Here is a 19,283-nt window from a genome sequence, read left to right on the forward strand (position 1 = left end):
ATGCGCGAACCCGGCCTGTTCAAACCCGCGCTGCTGTGGCTGCTGCTGTTGGCGCCGCTGTTTTTCAGCACCTACGGCCTCGCCACCTGGGTGACCAACCAGCGCAGCGACGTGGGCACGCTGGTGTTCGGCTGGGAAACCCATATGCCGTTCTGGGCCTGGACCATCGTGCCCTATTGGTCCATCGACCTGCTCTACGGTTTTTCCCTGTTGCTGCCGAGCACCCGCCACGAACTCAGGCAACACGCCCTGCGCCTGCTGACGGCCCAAGTGATTGCCGTCAGTTGCTTTCTGATCTGGCCGCTGCGCTTCACCTTCGAACGGCCAGAGCTGGATGGTGTGTTCGGCTGGTTGTTCGCCGTACTGGCCGGCTTCGACAAGCCATTCAACCAGGCGCCTTCCCTGCATATCGCGCTGCTGGTGATCCTGTGGGTCATGTACCAGCGCCATACCCAGGGCTTCTGGCGCTGGGTGGTACACGGCTGGTTTGCGCTGATCGGTGTTTCGGTACTGACCACTTATCAACATCACTTTGTCGACTTACCCACAGGCGCCCTCGCAGGTTGGTTGTGTGTGTGGCTGTGGCCGGTGGAACACGCGAGCCCGCTGCTCAGCGCGCGACTGACGCAGGACCGCAAACGCGGTTGGCTGGGCGCACGCTATGGCCTGGGCGCGCTGGCGATGGTGTTGCTGGCGCTGACCCTGGGCGGCTGGGGGTTATGGCTGCTATGGCCGGCGGTGTCCCTCGCGCTGGTGGCAGCCAATTACTGGCTGCTTGGCGCCGAGGGTTTCCAGAAACGCAACGATGGCCGGCTGACGCCTGCGGCGCGCTGGCTGTATGCACCCTACCTGGCCGCCGCCTGGATCAATTCGCGGCTGTGGACGTGGCGCCATCCACAGCCCGACCTGATTGTGGATAACGTTTGGCTAGGGCGAATTCCTGCGCGGAGCGAGCAGCAACCATTCACGGCCATCGTCGACCTCTGCGCCGAATTGCCGATTCATCCACAGGGCCGTGCCTATCAGTGCATGCCTGTGCTGGACTTGATTGCGCCAACCGCCGCCGAATGCCGGCAAGCCGCCGAAGCCATCGAACGCTTGCGCTCGAATGGCCCGCTGCTGGTGTGCTGCGCCCTGGGCTACTCGCGCAGCGCAACGGCCATTGCGGCCTGGCTGTTGCACAGTGGGCGCGCGACGACGGTGGATCAGGCGCTGACTATTATTCGTACAGCGCGGGCCCGTGTGGTCCTGCATCCCGCACACCGTTTAGCTTTGGAGGGTTTGCCCCATGCCCGCTGATATGGAGTTGCAAGTGGTCGCCAGCCTGCTGCGCCGTGGACGTTCGCTGGACCAGTTATCCACAGGGCTGACACTGGTGGGCGTGCTGTTCGGCCTTATCCAGTTGTTGATGCCGAGTGTTTCAATCATCTGCCTGCTGCTTGCCTTGTGGATGATCATCCTCGGGCTTTTGCAGAAATACTGGGCGCTGCGTGTTGCGTTCGACGCCGACTTGTTTGCCGTGCTGGCCCGCGACACCGAGCGCACGGCCGACCTCGACCAGGCCCTGCAAACCCTTGGCCTGCAATCGCCCAAGCGCGCCGGCCGGCCGTGGGCCGAACGCCGTCGTGGTGCACTTAAACTGCTGCGCAAGCAAGCCTGGTTACTCGGCGCCCAAGCGCTGCTGACCCTGGGCGTGATCCTTGCCAGCCCTTGGCTACCTTTCGCCGGATAAGGAATTCCCATGTTCGAACCCGTAGTCGCCACGCTGATTACCTCCATGGCCCGCACCGTTACAGGCGCCCGCAGCCTGTGGCTGGGTTGCGCTCCGGTGCCGGTGCAACGCATCTATTTCGCCAATCACAGCAGCCACGGCGACTTTGTGCTGGTGTGGGCCTCATTGCCGCAGAACCTGCGCAAATTCACCCGCCCCGTGGCCGGCAGCGACTACTGGAACAAGAGCGCGCTGCGCCGCTACATCATCAACCGTGTGTTCAACGGCGTGCTGATTGACCGTGAGCGCAAGGAGCCTGTGGATAACCCCCTGCAGCCGATGCTGGCCGCGCTGGAAGGCGGCGACTCGCTGATCATCTTTCCCGAAGGAACGCGCAACCTGGAGGACGGCTTGCTGCCGTTCAAAAGCGGCCTGTACCACTTGGCAAAAAGTTACCCACAGGCCGAGCTGGTTCCGGTGTGGATAGCCAATCTCAACCGCGTCATGCCCAAAGGCCGCGTCCTGCCATTGCCCTTGTTATGCACCACCAGCTTCGGCGCGCCACTGCACCTGGAAGAAGGCGAAGACAAAACCGCGTTTCTAGCCCGCACCCGCGACGCCCTGCTCGCCCTCGCCCCGGAGCATTCCTGAGATGGATAGCCAAACCTTGATGTTATTCGGCGGGATCGGCGCGATTCTGGTGACCGCCTCCCTGATCGGCCTGATCCTCAAGCTGCGCACCCGTGGCACACCCAATGCAGTGATCAACAATCTCAACGCCCGCATCAACGCCTGGTGGGTGATGGTGCTGGTGATCGGCATTGCCTTCTGGCTTGGCACCGGCGCGGTGATCCTGCTGTTCTATGCCGTGTCGTTCTATGCCTTGCGCGAATTCCTCACCCTCACACCGACCCGGCGCAGCGACTACCCCGCCCTGGTAGCAGCGTTCTACCTCGCCCTGCCTCTGCAGTACGTGCTGATCTACGCCGACTGGTACGGGCTGTTCTCGATCTTCATCCCGGTCTACGTGTTCCTGCTGCTACCGATACTCGCCTCGCTGGGCGGCGACAGCACCCACTTCCTGGAGCGCGCATCGAAGGTGCAATGGGGGCTGATGATCGCGGTGTTCTGCGTGTCGTTCGTCCCGGCGCTACTGACCCTGGACATCCCGGGCTATGAGGGCCGCAACCTGCTGCTGATCGCCTATCTGGTGATCGTGGTGCAACTGTCGGACGTGCTGCAGTACGTGTGCGGCAAGCTGTTCGGCAAACACAAGATCGCACCCAACCTCTCGCCGTCCAAAACCGTGGAAGGTTTTGTCGGCGGGATCCTGTTGTCGTCCCTGATCGGTGCAGCGTTGTGGTGGACCACACCGTTCAACCCCTGGCAGTCGTTCTTGATCGCGCTGTTGATCAACCTGCTGGGGTTTGCCGGTGGCATCGTGATGTCGGCGATCAAGCGCGATCGCGGCGTAAAGGACTGGGGGCATATGATCGAAGGCCACGGCGGCATGCTGGACCGACTGGATTCGGTGTGCTTCGCGGCGCCGATCTTCTTCCACCTGGTGCGTTACTGGTGGACCTGATCTCCAGCCCTCTCAAGACCAACGAAGCACAAAATGTGGGAGGGGGCGTGCCCCCGATGGCAGAGTAACAGTCACCGGACGGGTTGGCTGATACACCGCAATCGGGGGCAAGCCCCCTCCCACATTGGTTTTGTGGTGCTTTCCGGGTCACTTGGTACACAGTTCATAAACCGTGCTTCCACGCTTGGCCTATTGCGGCGGGGTTCGGTTGATCCCAGGATTCAGCCAGCCCCCTCATGGAGTCGAATCATGTTTGCTGGTTTCCAGAAACAACAGCGCCAGGTCAATGGCCTGAACATCAGCTACCGCATCGGTGGCACCGGTCCGGCGCTATTGCTTTTGCACGGCCACCCTCAGACCCACGTCATCTGGCACAAGGTCGCCGAACGGTTGGCCGCTGAATTTACCGTGGTCGCCGCTGATTTGCGTGGCTATGGCGATAGCGACAGGCCGGTTGCCGATGCGCAGCATTCAAATTATTCAAAGCGTGAGATGGCGCTTGATAGTGTTGAGTTGATGAAGTCGCTGGGCTTTGAGCAGTTCAGCGTGCTTGCCCATGATCGTGGGGCGAGAGTGGCGCACCGCCTGGCCCTCGACCATCCCCGCGCGATCAAGCAAATCGTGCTGCTGGATATCGCCCCTACCCTGTCGATGTACACACAAACGAACGAAGCCTTCGCCCGTGCCTACTGGCACTGGTTTTTCCTCATCCGGCCGGCGCCGTTGCCGGAGAGCCTTATCGAGGCCAACCCCGAGCTCTATCTGCGCAGTGTGATGGGCAGCCGCAGTGCTGGCCTGCAGCCCTTCACCGCAGAGGCATTCGGCGAGTACCTGCGATGCCTGCAACTGCCCGGCAGCGCACGGGGCATTTGCGAGGATTACCGCGCCTCGGCGGGTATCGACCTGGAACATGATCGCGTGGATATCAACGCCGGCAACCAGCTAACGCAGCCGCTGTTGGTGCTATGGGGCGCCGAAGGCACCGTGGGGCGCTGTTTCGATCCGCTCACGGAATGGCGGCAGGTAGCAACCGATGTACGCGGCAAAGCGTTGCCTTGCGGCCATTACATCGCTGAGCAAGTGCCAGAGTTATTGCTTGAAGAAGTACTGAGCTTTTTCGCAAGACCGATGTAGCCAAGCCACTGGAAAAACCGCCTCGCAGGCACAGCCAGTGCCTTCGAGCGCTTTTGCTCGCCCGAAAAAAGCCTGGAGATAATAACAATGACAATAAGAAAACTGCTGAGAACGCTCTATGTACAGGTGATTATCGCCATTGTCTTGGGCATTGCCGTTGGTCATTACTGGCCCCAGGTAGGGGTCGACCTCAAACCCCTGGGTGACGGTTTTATCAAACTCATCAAAATGATCATCGGCCCGATCATTTTTTGTACGGTGGTATCGGGTATCACCAGCATGCACGACGTCAAGCAGGTGGGTCGCGTCGGCGGCAAGGCGCTGCTGTACTTTGAGGTAGTGTCCACCGTAGCGTTGATGATCGGGCTGCTTGCTGCGCATCTGATACGCCCTGGCGCGGGGTTCAATATCGATGTAAATACCCTCGACAGCTCGGCGATCGCCGGCTTTGTGGGGCAGGCCGAACATGGCGAAGGCATTGTCGGCTTTCTACTTCACGTGATCCCTACGACCTTCTTCAACGCCTTTGCGCAGGGCGAAATACTGCCGGTACTGTTCGTTTCGATCCTCTTCGGTGTGGCGCTGGTCATTGTTGGCGAGAAAGCGCGCCCGCTGGTGAACGTGATTCACCAGGCCAGTGAGGTGTTCTTTCGTATTGTCGGCATGATCAGTCGCGTTGCGCCCATTGGTGCCTTCGGGGCTATCGCGTTCACCATTGGCAAATACGGGTTGGGCGCACTGCTGCCGCTGCTGAAACTGGTGGGCACTTTTTACATCGCAGGCCTGTTCTTTGTGGTGGTTGTACTGGGCAGCATCGCTCGCTGTGCCGGGGTAAATATCTTCAAGCTACTGGGCTACATCAAGGCCGAACTACTGATCGTGCTGGGCACCAGTTCCTCGGAATCGGCGCTGCCGCAGATCATTCAGAAACTCGAGAGCCTGGGCGCTTCCAAGGGCGTCGTGGGCATCGTGGTGCCCACCGGGTATACGTTCAACCTGGACGGCACCAACATTTACATGACGCTCGCCGTGCTGTTTCTGGCTCAGGCCACCAACACCGATTTGAGCCTGGAGCAGCAGCTCACCTTGTTGGCGGTGGCCATGCTGACGTCCAAAGGCGCAGGGGCGGTGGTCGGTGCGGGCTTCGTAGCCCTAGCTGCCAGCCTGGCCGTAGTGCCTACCGTGCCAGTGGCCGCCATGGTGCTGATTCTGGGTGTTGACCGTTTCATGGCTGAGTGCCGCTCACTGACCAACATCATAGGCAACGCGGTAGCGGCACTGGTGATCGCCGCTTGGGAAGGAGAACTGGACCGGCGTCTGCTCGCGCCAGTGGCGACAAAGCGCAGCGTGCCCGCTGTGCTGAATCAGCCGGAGCACGTCACCGCCGACTAAGCGCATGAGTGGGCGCATGAATGGGCGCAACAGCCGTCCTTCCAGGCGATGTTATCCTCGCGGTTCACGCCGCCACGTAGCTCTTTTGATGATCTACAAGAAAGACTCGATGCCCCTTCCCGAAGACCTGCGGGTGTTCCTGACCGTGATCCGCAAGGCCAGCTTTGCCGCGGCCGCCGATGAGCTTGGCGTGTCGGCGGCTTACGTCAGCAAGCGTATCCAGATCCTCGAAAATACCCTGGCGACACGTTTGCTGCACCGTACCAGTCGACGTGTCACGCTGACCGACGATGGCGAGCGGGTAAAGGACTGGGCGGCGCGCATTCTGGAGGACTTCCAGCACCTGGCCGATGAGTTGGTCGACGCCCATGACAGCCCGCGTGGCCGATTGCATATCTGCAGCAGCTTCGGCTTTGGCCGCAATCACGTGGCACCTGCCCTGGCGCTGCTGGCTGATCGTTACCCTGAGTTGGAAATCCGCCTGGACCTGTTCGATCGGGTGGTGGATATCGTCAGCGAAGGGTTCGACCTGGAAATTCGTGTCGGCGACGACATTCCCGGCCAGCACATCGGCCGTCAACTGGTCAGCAACCGCCGCATTTTGTGCGCCGCCCCCAGCTACCTGGAACGCCACGGGGCACCCACACAGTTGAGTGACCTCGAGCACCATGAATGCCTGGTCTTGAAGGAGCGCGACAACGCCTTCGGCGTCTGGGTATTGGAGCGCGACGGCAAGCAGGAGAGCGTGCGGGTGGGAGGGCCGTTGTCATCCAACAGCGGCGAGATTGTCTTGCAGTGGGCGTTGCACGGGCGGGGAGTGCTGCTGCGTTCGCTGTGGGACGCCAAACCGTTGCTCGAACAGGGCGAGCTGGTCCAGGTACTGCATGACTATGGGCAAAGCGCCAATGTGTGGGCCGTCTACCCCACGCGGCTTGCTCACTCGGGAAAGCTGCGGGCCTGTGTCGAATTTCTGCAGGCGCACTTTGCAGGGTTGTCGATTTGAGCCAAGCAAGGCGCACAGGTTCGTGCGCCAGCCAGCACGGCTATCGAGACGGCCATCTCGTCACGACAGCCATGGGTTAGCAGCCAGGTACTCGCGCTCGAACGCCCGAATTTCATCGCTGCGCTGCAAGGTACTGCCAATGGCATCCAGGCCGAGTAACAGTGCGGTTTTGCGCAGGGTATCGATCTGGAAGGGAACCACTTCGCCGCCGTGCAGCAGGATGGTTTGTTCGTTCAGGTCGATTGAAATCTCAGCCATCTGTGGCTGCCCGACTATCTCGCCGATGCGCTGCACGGTGGCGGCTTCAAGGCTGATCAGCAGCACACCGTTACGCTGGCAGTTGTCGTAAAAAATACCCGCGAAGCGGCTGCCGATCAGCGCGCGAATGCCCCTTTGCTTGAGGCCCCAGACCGCATGCTCGCGACTGGAACCGCAGCCAAAGTTGGGGCCCGCCACCAAAAAGCATGCGCTCTGCCAGGGGGGCATATTGAGCACAAAGGCAGGGTCTGGCTGCCCTGACGGCAAAAAGCGCACGTCATGAAACAGCCCCTGTTCCAAACCATTGCGGTCAATGCCCTTGAGAAACTGCTTGGGCATGATCACGTCGGTGTCGATATTGGCCGCCAACATCGGCGCCGCTGTGCCGGTGACGTGGGTAAAGGAATGGTTGCTCATACGCGCTCCCCGATTTGCCGAACATCCGTCAGATGCCCGCTTATTGCAGCGGCTGCCACCATTGCCGGACTCATCAGGTGCGTACGTGCCCCGGCGCCCTGGCGGCCTTCGAAATTGCGGTTGGTGCTGGAGGCGCAACGGTCTCCGGGCGCGAGCACGTCGTCGTTCATGGCCAGGCACATGGAGCAGCCCGATTGACGCCATTCGAACCCCGCATCCCGAAAAATAGCGGCCAAGCCCTCAGCCTCGGCCTGATCGCGCACTTCGGTGGAACCCGGCACGACCATCGCACGCACGTGCGGGGCCACGCGTCTGCCGCCGATTACGCGGGCGGCATCGCGCAGGTCTTCGATACGGGCATTGGTGCACGACCCGATGAACGCATGGCTGATCACCACTTCATTCAGAGGCGTGCCCGCCTTGAGCCCCATGTAGGCCAGGGCACGCTGCATGTCCCGGCGCAGAATCAGGTCGCTGACCTGCAGCGGGTCTGGAACGCGCCCGTCAATAGCGACGACCTGATCAGGGCTCGTGCCCCATGTGACCATCGGCAGCAGCGTGCTGACGTCCAGCGTAACCTCATGATCGAACACGGCACCCTCGTCGCTGTGCAAGTTGCGCCACACGGCCACTGCTCGGCGCCATTGCTCGCCTTTGGGCGCGCGCGGCTTACCCTCGAGGTAGTCGAACACCTTCTGGTCCGGCGCCATGAACGCGCCACGCGCGCCGGCTTCAACAGCCATGTTGCAGATGGTCATGCGCGCCTCGACGCTCAGGGCATCAATGGTTGAACCGACAAATTCGATAGCGAACCCCGTGGCCCCGGAGGCGCCGATTTGGCCGATCAGGGCCATGATGATGTCCTTGGATGTCAGGCCCGGCGACAAGGCGCCCACGACCCTGACCCGCATGGTTTTCAGGCGTTTGTAGACCAGGGTTTGCGAGGCCAGCAGGTGCTCGATTTCCGACGTGCCGATGCCAAACCCGAAGGCACCGAGGGCGCCATACGTGGTGGTGTGACTGTCACCCGCCGCAATCACCATCCCTGGAAGGATGAACCCCTGTTCGGGCGCGATAACGTGCTCGATACCCTGACGCTTATCCAGAATATCCAACAGCTCGATACCGAAATCCTGACAATTGCGCGACAGGTAGGAGACTTGCCGTGCCCCCCCCGCATCGGGCATCACGGCGGTACGTTCAGGCGCGGTGGGGTTCACATGATCGACGACCGCCAACGCCGTTCCAGGACGCCATACCTGGCGCCCGGCTTCACGCAGACCACTGAACGCCTGCGGGCTGGTGTATTCGTTGATGACCTGACGATCGATGTACAACAGGACATGGCCCTGCTCGTCCAGCGAGCAGACCGTGTGCGCATCGATGTGCTTTTGATAGAGGGTTTTGGGGCTGCTCATTAAGCGTTCTCACTCACGGGGACACCTTCGACAGGATAGGGACCGGGGAGTGGTCATCAAGAGCATCTCTGGAATACATGGCTCTACAGTTCGTGTATCACCGACGGGCCAAATCCCCCTAGGAGCAGATTGCTGGCGAAGGACGTAACGCGCAGAGATTGGTGCTATGTGGCGTTCTCAGGTTTTTCGCGAGCAAGCTCGCTCCTACAGTAAATGCGGCTGCGGGCTCTTTAAGCGATGATTTCGACGTAGCTCGACTCCCCGCCTCCCGTCGCACCCGATAGCCAGCCCCAAACGAAACTCAGCGTCGTGCGCCCGGCGTGATCCACGCCTACCGTGCCACGTGACCACCCCGCGAGCAGTTCACCTTCCAGGGTTACGCACTGAAATAGCAGCTCGATGGTCTCTGCACCGCTCACCCGCCCGACCTGCGTGCCCGCGCGAATTCGGCCACCCTGGTAAGTGCTCGAAATCACGCCGTCTTCGATTTGGTAATGAAACACGGTGCCGGTGCCGGACAACCCTCGGGCGTTGTCCGCGACCGCAAACCGACGATTGTGCAAACGTGCGTGGACAGTAGCAGAAGGGTGTTGCATCGGTACGCATCCTTGAATTAGGCGAATCCAAAACGTAAAAAAGGGGCCGTTGAAAACAGCCCCTTTTGATCCTACTGAATAAAGTCTGTCGGATCGAGCCCAGCAATTACGGGGGCTAGCCGATGGGTTTATCAGGAATAAAGTCTGTCGCAACACCATTTTTATGAGGTGGTGTCGTTAGACCTACTAAATAAAGTCTGTCGGAAGCATGCAAGCTATTGATTTCAGATAGTTTTTTATCTAAAACCGCAAATTCGCCGAGCGCAAGCACAATGGAGCTCCGACGATCGAGATTCCGTCGCGGCGTCGGATGTCCGATGGAAAAACCACTCCTTCCGAAAGTAACGCACCTTTATAAAGCGCACAGCCAACACGGTCCAGGTGAGCACCTTTCAGGTCATATGAGAGGTACGCCAATGCTGGGTTAGGAACGGTCCAGTTATTTCCGCTGATGGGACAGTGCGATCATCTACTGGAGAGGAATCACATCGAATGTTGATCACCCTCAATTCTGTAATCGAACAGCAGTCATCTTAGCCCTTTGCTGCTCGCTGACCACAGACTGCTAATCTATTCGAGTATGGATTTGGGTTTAGAACTGAGCCCGCTCGTTGTCGCGGTCGGGTACCGTACCCCAATTTGGAGGTGCGTCAGCCTTGAGCTGGCAAGCGGATAAACTCGGCATAGACCTCAACTAGAGGACGGCGGATGCAAACCCGCCTCTTACTCAATCTGCTATTTGGGCATCAGCAAGGTGATTATCCAAGCCAAACCGCAAGAGGTAGCGCTTGCTGTCATTTTGCCGATATTATGCCGACACACCAGCAAAATGCCCTCAAAATGACAGCGAGTATCGTCCATGGCCAGATTAAGCGTTCGCGACTTTCCTGATAACTTGCACCAGCTGCTGCTCCAGTCAGCTGCCAGGCATGAACGCTCGCTAGAGGGGGAAACCCGGTTTGGCCTCGCGCGCTACCTTGAATCTCTCAAAGCGGCCGAGCCTGAGGCGGCCTCCTTGTGTGAAATTTGGCAGCGCTCTACAGGCCAGCGCTTGCAAAAGCTATTTGCGCGCTTGCGCGAAGACAACGTTTTTTCCTGGGGCGAGCGCAGCGATTTACCTCACTTGGCCCTAGCCTTGGGGGAACCGTCGCCGGCAACGCTGATGAACTGCATCGACGGTCGTGAAGCGCTGCCATTTGATCTGGCGAAACGTATCGCCGAGCGCTACGGGTGCAGTCTGGAGTGGCTTATCAACGGCTCTAGCTCTATGTTTCCATACCCAGAAATTGGCGGGGACTATCGCGAGTTTTTCGAGCCAGCTATCAGGGACACCGGTATCAATATTAAGCTGGTCCGGCTCTGCACCCCTGAGGATGCCGAAGGTAATTTAAGCCGGCATGACGGTACCTTGCTGATGTTCAGATGCAAGGACGACAAACTAAGCATTGCCGCGGGGTATAGCGGTCGCTTTTATCTAAATGGTCGTATGGGTGGTGGTGGCCATAGCTGCCTAGAAGGTTTCGTCAACTTTCTTAATGAGAATCAAAACTTGCAATTCAACGAATACAACTGTGAGGCGCCGATTGACGAATCTGCGATGTGGGACCACCACCCCAATTACTACCTTGATCTCAAACATTGCAGTCAGGCGTCTTGGCTATACCCACTGCGCGCTGGTAGATCGCCTTCCAGCATTGACTGGATGCAGCAGCACACTTTTATGACTCCAAAGCAAAGCGAGCAGCTAATTTCATAAGAAAGGCTCAGCTGCTGGGCATTGGCATGGCCCTTAACCCCCGGCTGAATGCCCCAGTTAGGAATGAGGCATGTCTTGGGAATAATAGGGAGCCAAGATGAATCTTTGTGAGTGTTTTAGGTGTATCACCTGCGGGACTGAAATCGACTGTCGGATAGGGATGTCAAATCGTGACGTCCAACCCTTCCAGTTCGCCTGCCCCAAATGTGAGGAAAGGATTTCATTTGTATTCGGGCAAGCTGACGCCGAACTGCAGGGGGCTGAGAAGGTCGAGGGTTTTGAGGCTCCATTCAAGGGTGAAAAGCCTTTCGTAGACCTCCACCTAGATTTTCCTGTCTATGTTGGGAAGTACAAGATGGGGATGACTACGTTTCTTCGTGTGACTCAAGAGCTCGGTATGGGAGCGTACTCACATCTTAATCAGCGACTGCATATGCTGAATTACCTCCATCCAGTTCAACGAGATCTGTTCAGCCTCATTACCCAGTACAAAAGAGGTGATCTTGATAGTTTTGAAAAAGTTTGTGCAAGGATTCCAGGAGTAACTTTAACATCCAGAAAGAAGCAAGATGTTTTGGCAGCACTGTATTCTGCGACTTCAATAATGTCCTCGCCATTTACAATACATGAGCATAACGCTGAGATCAGTGATGTGGCTCCTAAAATTTATTACTGGCTACTTGACAATCACCGCGACAAAACCATTGAGTTCATCGACAGTATTTTGAGCAATGGCTTCCTTAAGAATTTACACAACGACTGCCTGTCTTTATATCCAAAATTAGTTTCGATGGACCTCGCGTTTCGGCCCGCCCTCTTCTATGACTACGCAGATACAGAAGAGTTGGGTGATATTCCAGCCAGGATGTCGACTGCAGACTTTGAAACTTGCAATAATTTTTACAAAGACCTTGCTGAAGTATTCTCACGTCAAATAACACTTATTGCTGGTATCAACAATCTACTGAAACGTGGTGACTGCAACCAGTTCGAACCATCTTTAAAGCATACCAAAAAGGGTATTAGGCCCGGGCTGGAAAGCCTTGACGCCTTTGCCAACGTCGACCTGGGCAACAAAATCGATTTTATAGACAAATCATTTTATGCAATAGACCTCGATGCCATCGATAACAAACTTAGGAATGCGATCGCTCACTACAAGTATGACTACAAGGAATCAAGTCAACGCATCACGTATTATCCGAGCAAGGAAGGCATGAGCCGGGAGAAGTGCTATGAAATCCAATTCATGAGTTTCATTAGAAAGTCACTGCTCCTATTCAGAGAGGTTCATAGTGTGAACCACATTATTAAGGCGACGCTTTTTCTATGTGTCTTGGTATTGAAAAAGGACATATAAAAGGCAGGAGGTTATTTCGCATTACTGGCGAGAGTATAGCTCACTGTCGTAAGGGGTAGGTCGTGGGTAGCCGTCTCGTGCTACGCCCACGCCATATGACGCGAAACTGGCCCTGATCAAACCGATGAGGGCTGGCCCACGAAACTCACGAATGCACCTCCAACCAAGCGTGGCTTGGTTGGCCCCTTTTCGATTCCCCTCAACAACTACCGGATTGCCCTAAGTCATGACTTATGCTGGCAAGTGTCGAACTGTCCCGATGATGGTGAGAGATTTCGCTCCTCGGGTCATCGCGACGTACAAATCCTTCGCATCAAGCGAGTCGGCATCAAGAATGACGGCGTGGTCATACTCAAGGCCTTTAACCAGCAACGTAGTACCAATCAGCTTGCGGTGGTTGATCGGTCGGCCCGAATGCCTCATCTCACGCTGATAAAGAATGCCAGCCTCAACGAGCGTCGTGGCTTGACCATCAATATGAATCTTGAGCACGTTCAAGAAACGATAGAGTAAGTCACGGCGATAGGCTGATGTTTCGGGGTTGCTCTTCAACGTTTCGAAGAAGGCCTTAAGATGGCTGCTGGACGGGTCAGTCAGATAGTCATTTGCAGCTTGAAGGACCAAAGGGTATTTAGTGGTCCTGCGCAGCTTGGTTACTTCGCCTCGCCTAGTTCCGGCCGTCAACGCACTGGGTACACCAGTGAGGCATTTCATCGCAAATTTCACTACAAGGAGAAACCCCGCCTGAACAGTCTTGACGGCAACAAGCTTTTTGATAAACGAATGCAGATCTTTACCTTCGATTTCCTCGATTGAGGAAAAACGTCCGGCCATGGTTTTCGCCAAGAGGTGAGTTTTATTCTTGGACTGGCTGTCCCCGCCGTGCAGAGCGATGACGCTCTCATTATTGTTCAGCATCCCACAAAGCGCCGTGTACTGTTTAGCGGCGAGGTACTCGGGCTGGGTGTAGGTACGAATCACGCTCGGTGGTAGCTGGGCCAGCAAATCAATCTTTTGGCCTAGCTCGATCTTTCGCCTCACATTTTTGAGCCATTCGCCAAGTTCCGGACTCTTCGCCTTGACCCACCGCCAAGGGACCTCCAGCTGTCCCAAGCAATCAAATTTGGGGTAGACGCTGACTTCCCAATCAACGGGCTTGCCATCGTCAAAATCAAATATGGATTGGAGGGGGTCTCCCAACAGTCGGCTTGGAAGAAACTCTGCCAGGTTGCAGACGAGATCATGTTGTACGTCGGAGCAGTCCTGGTACTCGTCGACGTAGAGACCTATGTAGCTGGACGACACGGCCTCACGAATGAACCTCTTTCCGAGCAAATGGGAGCAGCACTCGTACAACTTATTCCACTGCTTGCTGGTCGGGTTTTCAATTTTCCAACCAGATGCTTTCGGGTACGCCAGACAGAGTCGAAGTGCCCAGCTAGCAATCGTATCGACCTGGAACTGGGAAGCACGAACGCCCAAGTCCGCCATTTTGGTTTTTATCGAATTCACGCCGGCAAAAGTGTGCGTCAGGATAAGCTGCCGGCCACCTGACGCTCGCACCGCCATTGCGATGAGATGAGTTTTTCCAAACCCCGCAGGCGCGATTACATAACCTTTGGAGGTACAGTCGTTGAGCTTGATTGCGAGGTCTTCAGACACGCTTCGCCCACTCCCAAAGCCTTCCCAACTCTAAGGCGAGATTTGTTTTGCCGAATCCGGGATCGTTGAAAGCGGTACTCACCGCCTTGAACCACAGGTCGCCTCTAGTAGTATCCTTGAACCATCCCGCGCTCTTTGCTGCAGCACCAATTGCAGTCCGCAGCTTGGGGCTATCCCGCCACTCGCTGATGTCAGGGTCCAAAACGTCCTGATACTGCGATCGCACTTGATCGTATACCGGGTAGAAGAGTTCGACTTGGGCGAGCGTCAAGCTGGCAACTACGGAAGCCCAGGGCAGATCCACAAAAGCCCGCTCCTCAAGCGAAAGTTTGTCGTTCCAGACGTAGGTGGGAATTCCTATTGCAACAAGCCCAGCAGCATCAGCGGCTGAGAACTGCTTCTCGGCATCGCCATCAGCTAGTGCCGACACGTCATAGCCAAGCTTTTTAAAGGCAATAGCCATGCCCTTCACTTTGCTGGCTCCCTTAGCGTCTAGCAACGCCACACCGTGATATGACAATGGATCTTGCCCATTTTCGAGTTGGTGATCGTCTAAGCCCCTTATGAAACCTACCTCGGTAGCGCCTTCACATACGACAACCTTTTTGGCCAAGAAAGCTTCAGCGCTAGAGCGAATCTTACCCTGAACCTCATGCTCTTCGAGGCCCTTCTCGGCAGCGGAGACGATCGTCACGACCCCGCCCTTGCTGTGGACGATATGAAGGTCCTGCACCGTGAGCTCGCGAAGCACCATGGGCGAATGGGTAGTTAGGAAATACTGCCCGCGTTTGTCCTCCCTGATGTGCTTGATGAGACGCGTAATGCGATGGGGCTCGAGGCCGAACTCCAACTCATCGAACAAGGTGATATGGCCATCCTCCAGGCCCGCTTTCTGGATTCCACACTGAAGCATCCGGCGAGATCCCAGACCTAACTGGCGCAATGGGATTTCGCCGTCATGCAGGGAAAGACCGCCGACTTTCAGGTTGATGGACGCCAAGTCAAGATGGGCCTTATAGGCATCAAGTACAGGGACACCTAAGAGCTTCGCAATCTCTTGCGATTTGGTTGCTGCAGTGTCGAAGTTTGTCAGGGAGACAGCCCGGTCGACATCGAGCGAACTCCTGGCAGTCCTCGATGCATTGGCCAATAACTCGCTCAAGCTCTGCGCCGCAGTAAGCTTGGCAAGTGCAGTTCCGTTTGCCCAGGAAAGCTCTCGTTCGCTGAAAACGCCGATGAGGCCAACCCCGACCTTGTTTCTATCTGCCTGTTTAAAAGGCACCCCGTCAGGGTTGCGATCGCACACCACAGCCCATTTCGGCTCCAAGTCCTTCTCAACGGTTAGCCGGGCGGTCAATACGCTTTCCAGATGATCATCTGGCTCATCAAGCAGCTTTTGAGCTGCCGCATCCCAACCCCGGAGGTACAACCCATATTTATTAAGGGCAGAAAAGTCTGCGGCCAAATGCCCGATCGTAATCTCGATGATGATGGGGTCAGCGATTTTGCACTGGTAAAAATCTGAGTCGCTGAGGGCCAGATTCCACTGGGGATGGAATGTGTAACGGATGGCCTCCAAAATTGTGGACTTGGAGGAGTCACCTTTACCTATGAGACAAAAAATGTCAGCGGTTGGCACATTCCAATCAAGCGTTTTCACTCCGCGGAAGTTCTTGATCACGATCTTTCTGATTTTCACCAGCCAGCATCCTTCTGAACGTCATCTATGAGTAACGGCGAAACGCAGTTGTAGCGCCTCACCTGGCTCCCAGGAATGCAGCGGGAGTGGCCATTCGCCGTTACTCATCATAGATACATCCTGCGAGTCGGGGGAACTGATCGTAATAATTCGTTTGGGATCGTGTTAGCTCGCATGCTTTACCGACACCAGCTCTATGTATCTGAATTTCTTGAGCCGCTTTCGTTGCATCAAGCTCGGCTTGGAGCGTCCTCGCAATTCCTAAGCAGGTGAAGACCTCTGTTCCACGCGGGCTCGCTTTCTTTCTCGTTCGGCTTTCCTTGCAGCTCGGTCCCTGCTCAACTCAACCTCTCTCATGGGATGGTTGATGAAGTGCTGTTCGTAGGTACGGATCAGACCAGCATCGTGACTTGCCATAACCTGCTCGAAAACGTAATCCGCGTTCCTGGCGACGATTTCGTACTTATCGGTTTCAAGGTTTCTATTTGAGATCAGTAACAGCGCCTCGGGAGTGAAATTTCCGCTGCTCCAGATTTCAAACCGCTGCGGCAGGTATCCCCATTCGGAATGATGCTTAGCCACTTCGCGGAGTACGGGAATGCGCTTGTCGAGCCATTTGGCGACTTCTGCGTCATCTACATTGCCCAAGGGATGTACTCCCTTGCACTCGATGAACACCACGTCTTGATACCTCCTGACTACCAAGACGTCAATTTCGGCCTGCCGGCCAAGGCTGTCCTTAACCTTCCTGTTCACTTCAGGATCGCCGCCCGGGAACGTGGACTTGGCAATGTGAGCAACTGCAAACTCAAACAAACTTCCTCGCAAAGTAGACCCGGCGCCCTCTATCCGCGAAAGCACGTTGAAAACCTGATCCAGTGACTCAGGGCTGTCCAAGAGCTTGGCCGTGTTTTCGAGTAATGAGCACAGGCTCTTCAGAGCTCTGGCTACCTCCAGGCCGAAAAGGCTTTCGGTAGTGGCAGGAATGATGCCCTCTGCTTTTAAGAGCGAGAACGCTTCGGTGGAAAACTCTTCAGCTACAAAAACCTGGAGACAGCGGCTTACCTTTGAAAGGCTGCGCAGCGTCACGCATTTTTTGACGAATGCACTCAGTTCCTCCGCAGTTACCCGTCCATTCAAAGCAATGTCGCAGACAAAAAATCCGCCCTTAACGCCGGCAGCCTCAGAATACGAACGCATCGGAAACAGAAATGATGGACCCGCCATATCCCACTGAAACGTACCTACCTGCGGCATCTTCTCTAGCCCATCGTCCTCACGGGTTTTGACGGCCTCGTAGCTCACCAGCCCCAATTTTCGTGCCCAGTCCTTTACCGCGATCAGCGCCAGTCGCTCTGCAATGTTTCGAGCCTTGAGTTTGGCCAGCGTGATCCCGTCCTGGAGGGGCATTTCTTGATCGCATCTCACGACGCATGTATCCCCTCCCGGCAGTGCTACCTCCTTGACCAGACTCGCGCTGATCAACCGTTCAAGCAGACTTTCGGCCGAGACGTGTTTCAACTGAGCTACCGGCGCTCCACAGGCGATAAGGAAATGAGACCGCAGCATGAAGTTAGAGCGCATTTTCAAGGCTTGGAGGGCTGAGTAGTAGGCGCTATTCGTCTGCTGAAGAGCATCAATCAGATTGGAAAAAAATTTCCGCGAGCCGTAATCGGATCGTAGATACACAAAGCGGGCACGGTGAGGAAAGATTAGGTGGCTCAGCTTTCTCATATCTTCACAGCCCCGCTCGACCCGCTTGCGAGCGGCCGTAGGAGCCAGGTTGTATTGAGATTCCAGGATCTTCGCGAGCTCACTGCTCAGCATCGGGCCGTTCTTAGCCAGAATTTTCGCTACCGCATCCTTCGCCATTTCGCCTCCGTAATGCCTATGTCACACAGCGCTATTTATATAACTTGTAAACAAGTGCCGTTCTGCTTGCTGTTTGTATTCTATGAAAAGCCCAATTTACAAGGTCTTCCTGGAACCGAGTCAGCGGAAAACCAGAAAAATGTCACAATAGTCGAATCTTGGGCGCCTGCAAGGTGTTGCTTTAGACGCCCGGAGCCAGGTGAAGGGCCGACATGTGGCCCGATGATCAATGTCGCCTTTCTATCGAGGGAGCAAGATGCAGATCGGCCTGTTTTGTTCTTAGACCAACCCTAGAGAGCTAAACTGAAGATCTGCGGAGCAGGAGCTGCTGCGCGATGATTCAGAGGGCCTCAATATGACCATGCCGAATGAACGTACCCGGGCTGTCATCCAAACGGGAGAGTTTCTGCTCGAGCTATCCCGAGATTCCTCGTTACCAGAACGGATACGCCGTGACGCCAAGTTTCTCCTGCGTCATTACCCAGACCAGTTCCAGATGCTCCTTGCTGGACGGATTGAAGAATCATCAGATTCTGACGTATCCCCATCAGGTCCAGTCTTCAGTTCCTCAATCGAGAGCAGCTATCACTCCCCGATCGTTTACGCTGCAGACGCGAAAAAGTCAGATGAACAAATGGGATAGAGCCGTCGTAGCTTTGGCCGTCGCTCGAAAAGTCGTGTTTTTCGCCGGCGCAGGCATCTCTGCTGCAAGTGGAATTCCAACATTTCGCGACAAACTCATAGGCCTTTGGGAGAAACACGACCCCGAAAGATTGGAAACGGTACAGGCTTTTCGGGAGAACCCTCAACTGGTTTGGGGCTGGTATCTGTGGCGGCGCTCCCAAGCTGGCCAGGCCCAACCAAACGCCGCTCATCTTTCGATTAGTCGACTGGCGGCCACCGGCAAACAGGTTTCGGTCATAACTCAGAATATCGATGACCTGCACGAGCGCGCGGGGTCTCAGAACGTCGTGCATTTGCACGGCAGCTTGATGAATCCGATCTGTTTTGCCTGCTAGCGTCCGGCGGTAATCACAACTGATCAGCTTCAGGTTTGTGCAGAAGGAGAATGGGTAGAGCCGCCCCCGGTGCACACGGTGCAATGGGAAACTCCGACCTGGAATTGTGTGGTTTGGAGAGGATCTGCCTGCTGGAGCCTGGAAAGCAGCTATGGCCGCCGTCAGGAATTGCGACGCCCTGATCTCCGTGGGGACTTCAGGAGTCGTCAGGCCTGCGGCGGATATTCCTGAAATCGCACTGTCATCTGGCGCGACAGTTATCCACGTCAACATTGCAGACGTTTGCCTGAGGTCCCCAAATGAATTGATGCTGATAGGCGCGGCCGCGCAGGTGTTGCCTGAACTATTGCAGGCGACACCCTCGAGATAAAGCTGGCAGCAGCTCAGCAGGATGTGCGAAG

17 protein-coding genes and 1 pseudogene are annotated in these 19,283 nt (G+C 56.3%); 11 read left to right on the forward strand and 7 right to left on the reverse strand.

What is annotated here, in order from left to right; all coding sequences use genetic code 11:
• From C4J94_RS27270 to C4J94_RS27300, 7 genes are all read left to right on the forward strand, one after another.
• Positions 1–1,299: a phosphatase PAP2/dual specificity phosphatase family protein gene (locus tag C4J94_RS27270; RefSeq protein ID WP_124388858.1), complete on the forward strand. Its 1,299-nt coding sequence runs from the start codon at positions 1–3 to the stop codon at positions 1,297–1,299.
• On the forward strand, positions 1,289–1,732 hold the full coding sequence (locus tag C4J94_RS27275; RefSeq protein ID WP_124388859.1) for a hypothetical protein: 444 nt from the start codon (positions 1,289–1,291) through the stop codon (positions 1,730–1,732). The genes C4J94_RS27270 and C4J94_RS27275 overlap by 11 nt, the downstream gene beginning before the upstream one ends.
• 9 nt (positions 1,733–1,741) lie before the next feature.
• A complete protein-coding gene (locus C4J94_RS27280) occupies positions 1,742–2,362 on the forward strand; it encodes a 1-acyl-sn-glycerol-3-phosphate acyltransferase (RefSeq protein WP_124388860.1) in 621 nt (206 codons plus the stop codon).
• A 1-nt stretch (position 2,363) separates the two neighbouring features.
• Positions 2,364–3,296 (forward strand): phosphatidate cytidylyltransferase, encoded by a 933-nt coding sequence (locus C4J94_RS27285; protein WP_124388861.1) that lies wholly within the window; start codon positions 2,364–2,366, stop codon positions 3,294–3,296.
• A 249-nt stretch (positions 3,297–3,545) separates the two neighbouring features.
• A complete protein-coding gene (locus C4J94_RS27290; protein ID WP_124388862.1) occupies positions 3,546–4,430 on the forward strand; it encodes an alpha/beta fold hydrolase in 885 nt (294 codons plus the stop codon).
• An 87-nt stretch (positions 4,431–4,517) separates the two neighbouring features.
• Positions 4,518–5,822, forward strand: coding sequence for a dicarboxylate/amino acid:cation symporter (locus tag C4J94_RS27295; RefSeq protein WP_124388863.1), 1,305 nt, complete (start codon positions 4,518–4,520; stop codon positions 5,820–5,822).
• 88 nt (positions 5,823–5,910) lie between these two features.
• Positions 5,911–6,825 carry a LysR substrate-binding domain-containing protein gene (locus C4J94_RS27300; protein ID WP_124388864.1) on the forward strand — a complete coding sequence of 305 codons (915 nt, stop codon included), beginning with the start codon at positions 5,911–5,913 and terminating at the stop codon, positions 6,823–6,825.
• A gap of 60 nt (positions 6,826–6,885) precedes the next feature.
• On the opposite strand, the gene leuD is transcribed toward C4J94_RS27300, so the two are convergent.
• The 4 genes from leuD to C4J94_RS27675 form a co-directional block, all read right to left on the reverse strand.
• On the reverse strand, positions 6,886–7,500 hold the full coding sequence (gene leuD, locus C4J94_RS27305; RefSeq protein ID WP_124388865.1) for a 3-isopropylmalate dehydratase small subunit: 615 nt from the start codon (positions 7,498–7,500) through the stop codon (positions 6,886–6,888).
• Positions 7,497–8,918, reverse strand: a complete 1,422-nt coding sequence (gene leuC / locus C4J94_RS27310; RefSeq protein ID WP_124388866.1) for a 3-isopropylmalate dehydratase large subunit — start codon at positions 8,916–8,918, stop codon at positions 7,497–7,499. The genes leuD and leuC overlap by 4 nt, the downstream gene beginning before the upstream one ends.
• A gap of 230 nt (positions 8,919–9,148) precedes the next feature.
• Positions 9,149–9,514, reverse strand: coding sequence for a hypothetical protein (locus tag C4J94_RS27315; protein WP_124388867.1), 366 nt, complete (start codon positions 9,512–9,514; stop codon positions 9,149–9,151).
• A 115-nt stretch (positions 9,515–9,629) separates the two neighbouring features.
• Positions 9,630–9,785 carry a hypothetical protein gene (locus tag C4J94_RS27675; protein WP_164485601.1) on the reverse strand — a complete coding sequence of 52 codons (156 nt, stop codon included), beginning with the start codon at positions 9,783–9,785 and terminating at the stop codon, positions 9,630–9,632.
• A gap of 588 nt (positions 9,786–10,373) precedes the next feature.
• Here C4J94_RS27675 and C4J94_RS27320 point away from each other — a divergent pair.
• On the forward strand, positions 10,374–11,270 hold the full coding sequence (locus tag C4J94_RS27320; protein ID WP_124388868.1) for a hypothetical protein: 897 nt from the start codon (positions 10,374–10,376) through the stop codon (positions 11,268–11,270).
• A gap of 160 nt (positions 11,271–11,430) precedes the next feature.
• Positions 11,431–12,630 carry a hypothetical protein gene (locus C4J94_RS27325; protein ID WP_256657617.1) on the forward strand — a complete coding sequence of 400 codons (1,200 nt, stop codon included), beginning with the start codon at positions 11,431–11,433 and terminating at the stop codon, positions 12,628–12,630.
• 231 nt (positions 12,631–12,861) lie between these two features.
• Here C4J94_RS27325 and C4J94_RS27330 read toward each other — a convergent pair whose 3' ends face one another.
• From C4J94_RS27330 to C4J94_RS27340, 3 genes are all read right to left on the reverse strand, one after another.
• Positions 12,862–14,292, reverse strand: a complete 1,431-nt coding sequence (locus C4J94_RS27330) for a UvrD-helicase domain-containing protein (RefSeq protein ID WP_124388870.1) — start codon at positions 14,290–14,292, stop codon at positions 12,862–12,864.
• Complete coding sequence (locus C4J94_RS27335) at positions 14,285–15,991, reverse strand: ATP-dependent endonuclease (protein WP_124388871.1); 1,707 nt, start codon at positions 15,989–15,991, stop codon at positions 14,285–14,287. The genes C4J94_RS27330 and C4J94_RS27335 overlap by 8 nt, the downstream gene beginning before the upstream one ends.
• A 261-nt stretch (positions 15,992–16,252) precedes the next feature.
• Positions 16,253–17,863, reverse strand: a complete 1,611-nt coding sequence (locus C4J94_RS27340; protein ID WP_124388872.1) for a hypothetical protein — start codon at positions 17,861–17,863, stop codon at positions 16,253–16,255.
• Positions 17,864–18,224: 361 nt separating this feature from the next.
• On the opposite strand from C4J94_RS27340, the gene C4J94_RS27970 reads away from it, so the two are divergent.
• Together C4J94_RS27970 and C4J94_RS27350 are read left to right on the forward strand one after the other, a co-directional pair.
• The gene (locus C4J94_RS27970; RefSeq protein WP_305955307.1) at positions 18,225–18,506 is read left to right on the forward strand and encodes a BPSL0761 family protein; all 282 of its coding nucleotides are present in this window, start codon (positions 18,225–18,227) and stop codon (positions 18,504–18,506) included.
• Positions 18,490–19,252 (forward strand): annotated as a pseudogene (locus C4J94_RS27350) (NAD-dependent deacetylase). The gene C4J94_RS27970 and the pseudogene C4J94_RS27350 overlap by 17 nt, the downstream one beginning before the upstream one ends.
• The last annotated feature ends 31 nt before the right edge of the window (positions 19,253–19,283 follow it).

It is taken from the genome of Pseudomonas sp. R5-89-07 (genome assembly GCF_003851685.1).
GTDB lineage: Bacteria > Pseudomonadota > Gammaproteobacteria > Pseudomonadales > Pseudomonadaceae > Aquipseudomonas.

Coding starts and splice junctions, on each gene's coding strand:
- C4J94_RS27270 (WP_124388858.1), top strand. CDS start 1: ATGCGCGAACCCGGCCTGTTCAAACCCGCGCTGCTGTGGCTGCTGCTG.
- C4J94_RS27275 (WP_124388859.1), top strand. CDS start 1,289: ATGCCCGCTGATATGGAGTTGCAAGTGGTCGCCAGCCTGCTGCGCCGT.
- C4J94_RS27280 (WP_124388860.1), top strand. CDS start 1,742: ATGTTCGAACCCGTAGTCGCCACGCTGATTACCTCCATGGCCCGCACC.
- C4J94_RS27285 (WP_124388861.1), top strand. CDS start 2,364: ATGGATAGCCAAACCTTGATGTTATTCGGCGGGATCGGCGCGATTCTG.
- C4J94_RS27290 (WP_124388862.1), top strand. CDS start 3,546: ATGTTTGCTGGTTTCCAGAAACAACAGCGCCAGGTCAATGGCCTGAAC.
- C4J94_RS27295 (WP_124388863.1), top strand. CDS start 4,518: ATGACAATAAGAAAACTGCTGAGAACGCTCTATGTACAGGTGATTATC.
- C4J94_RS27300 (WP_124388864.1), top strand. CDS start 5,911: ATGATCTACAAGAAAGACTCGATGCCCCTTCCCGAAGACCTGCGGGTG.
- leuD (WP_124388865.1), bottom strand. CDS start 7,500: ATGAGCAACCATTCCTTTACCCACGTCACCGGCACAGCGGCGCCGATG.
- leuC (WP_124388866.1), bottom strand. CDS start 8,918: ATGAGCAGCCCCAAAACCCTCTATCAAAAGCACATCGATGCGCACACG.
- C4J94_RS27315 (WP_124388867.1), bottom strand. CDS start 9,514: ATGCAACACCCTTCTGCTACTGTCCACGCACGTTTGCACAATCGTCGG.
- C4J94_RS27320 (WP_124388868.1), top strand. CDS start 10,374: ATGGCCAGATTAAGCGTTCGCGACTTTCCTGATAACTTGCACCAGCTG.
- C4J94_RS27325 (WP_256657617.1), top strand. CDS start 11,431: ATGTCAAATCGTGACGTCCAACCCTTCCAGTTCGCCTGCCCCAAATGT.
- C4J94_RS27340 (WP_124388872.1), bottom strand. CDS start 17,863: ATGGCGAAGGATGCGGTAGCGAAAATTCTGGCTAAGAACGGCCCGATG.
- C4J94_RS27970 (WP_305955307.1), top strand. CDS start 18,225: ATGCCGAATGAACGTACCCGGGCTGTCATCCAAACGGGAGAGTTTCTG.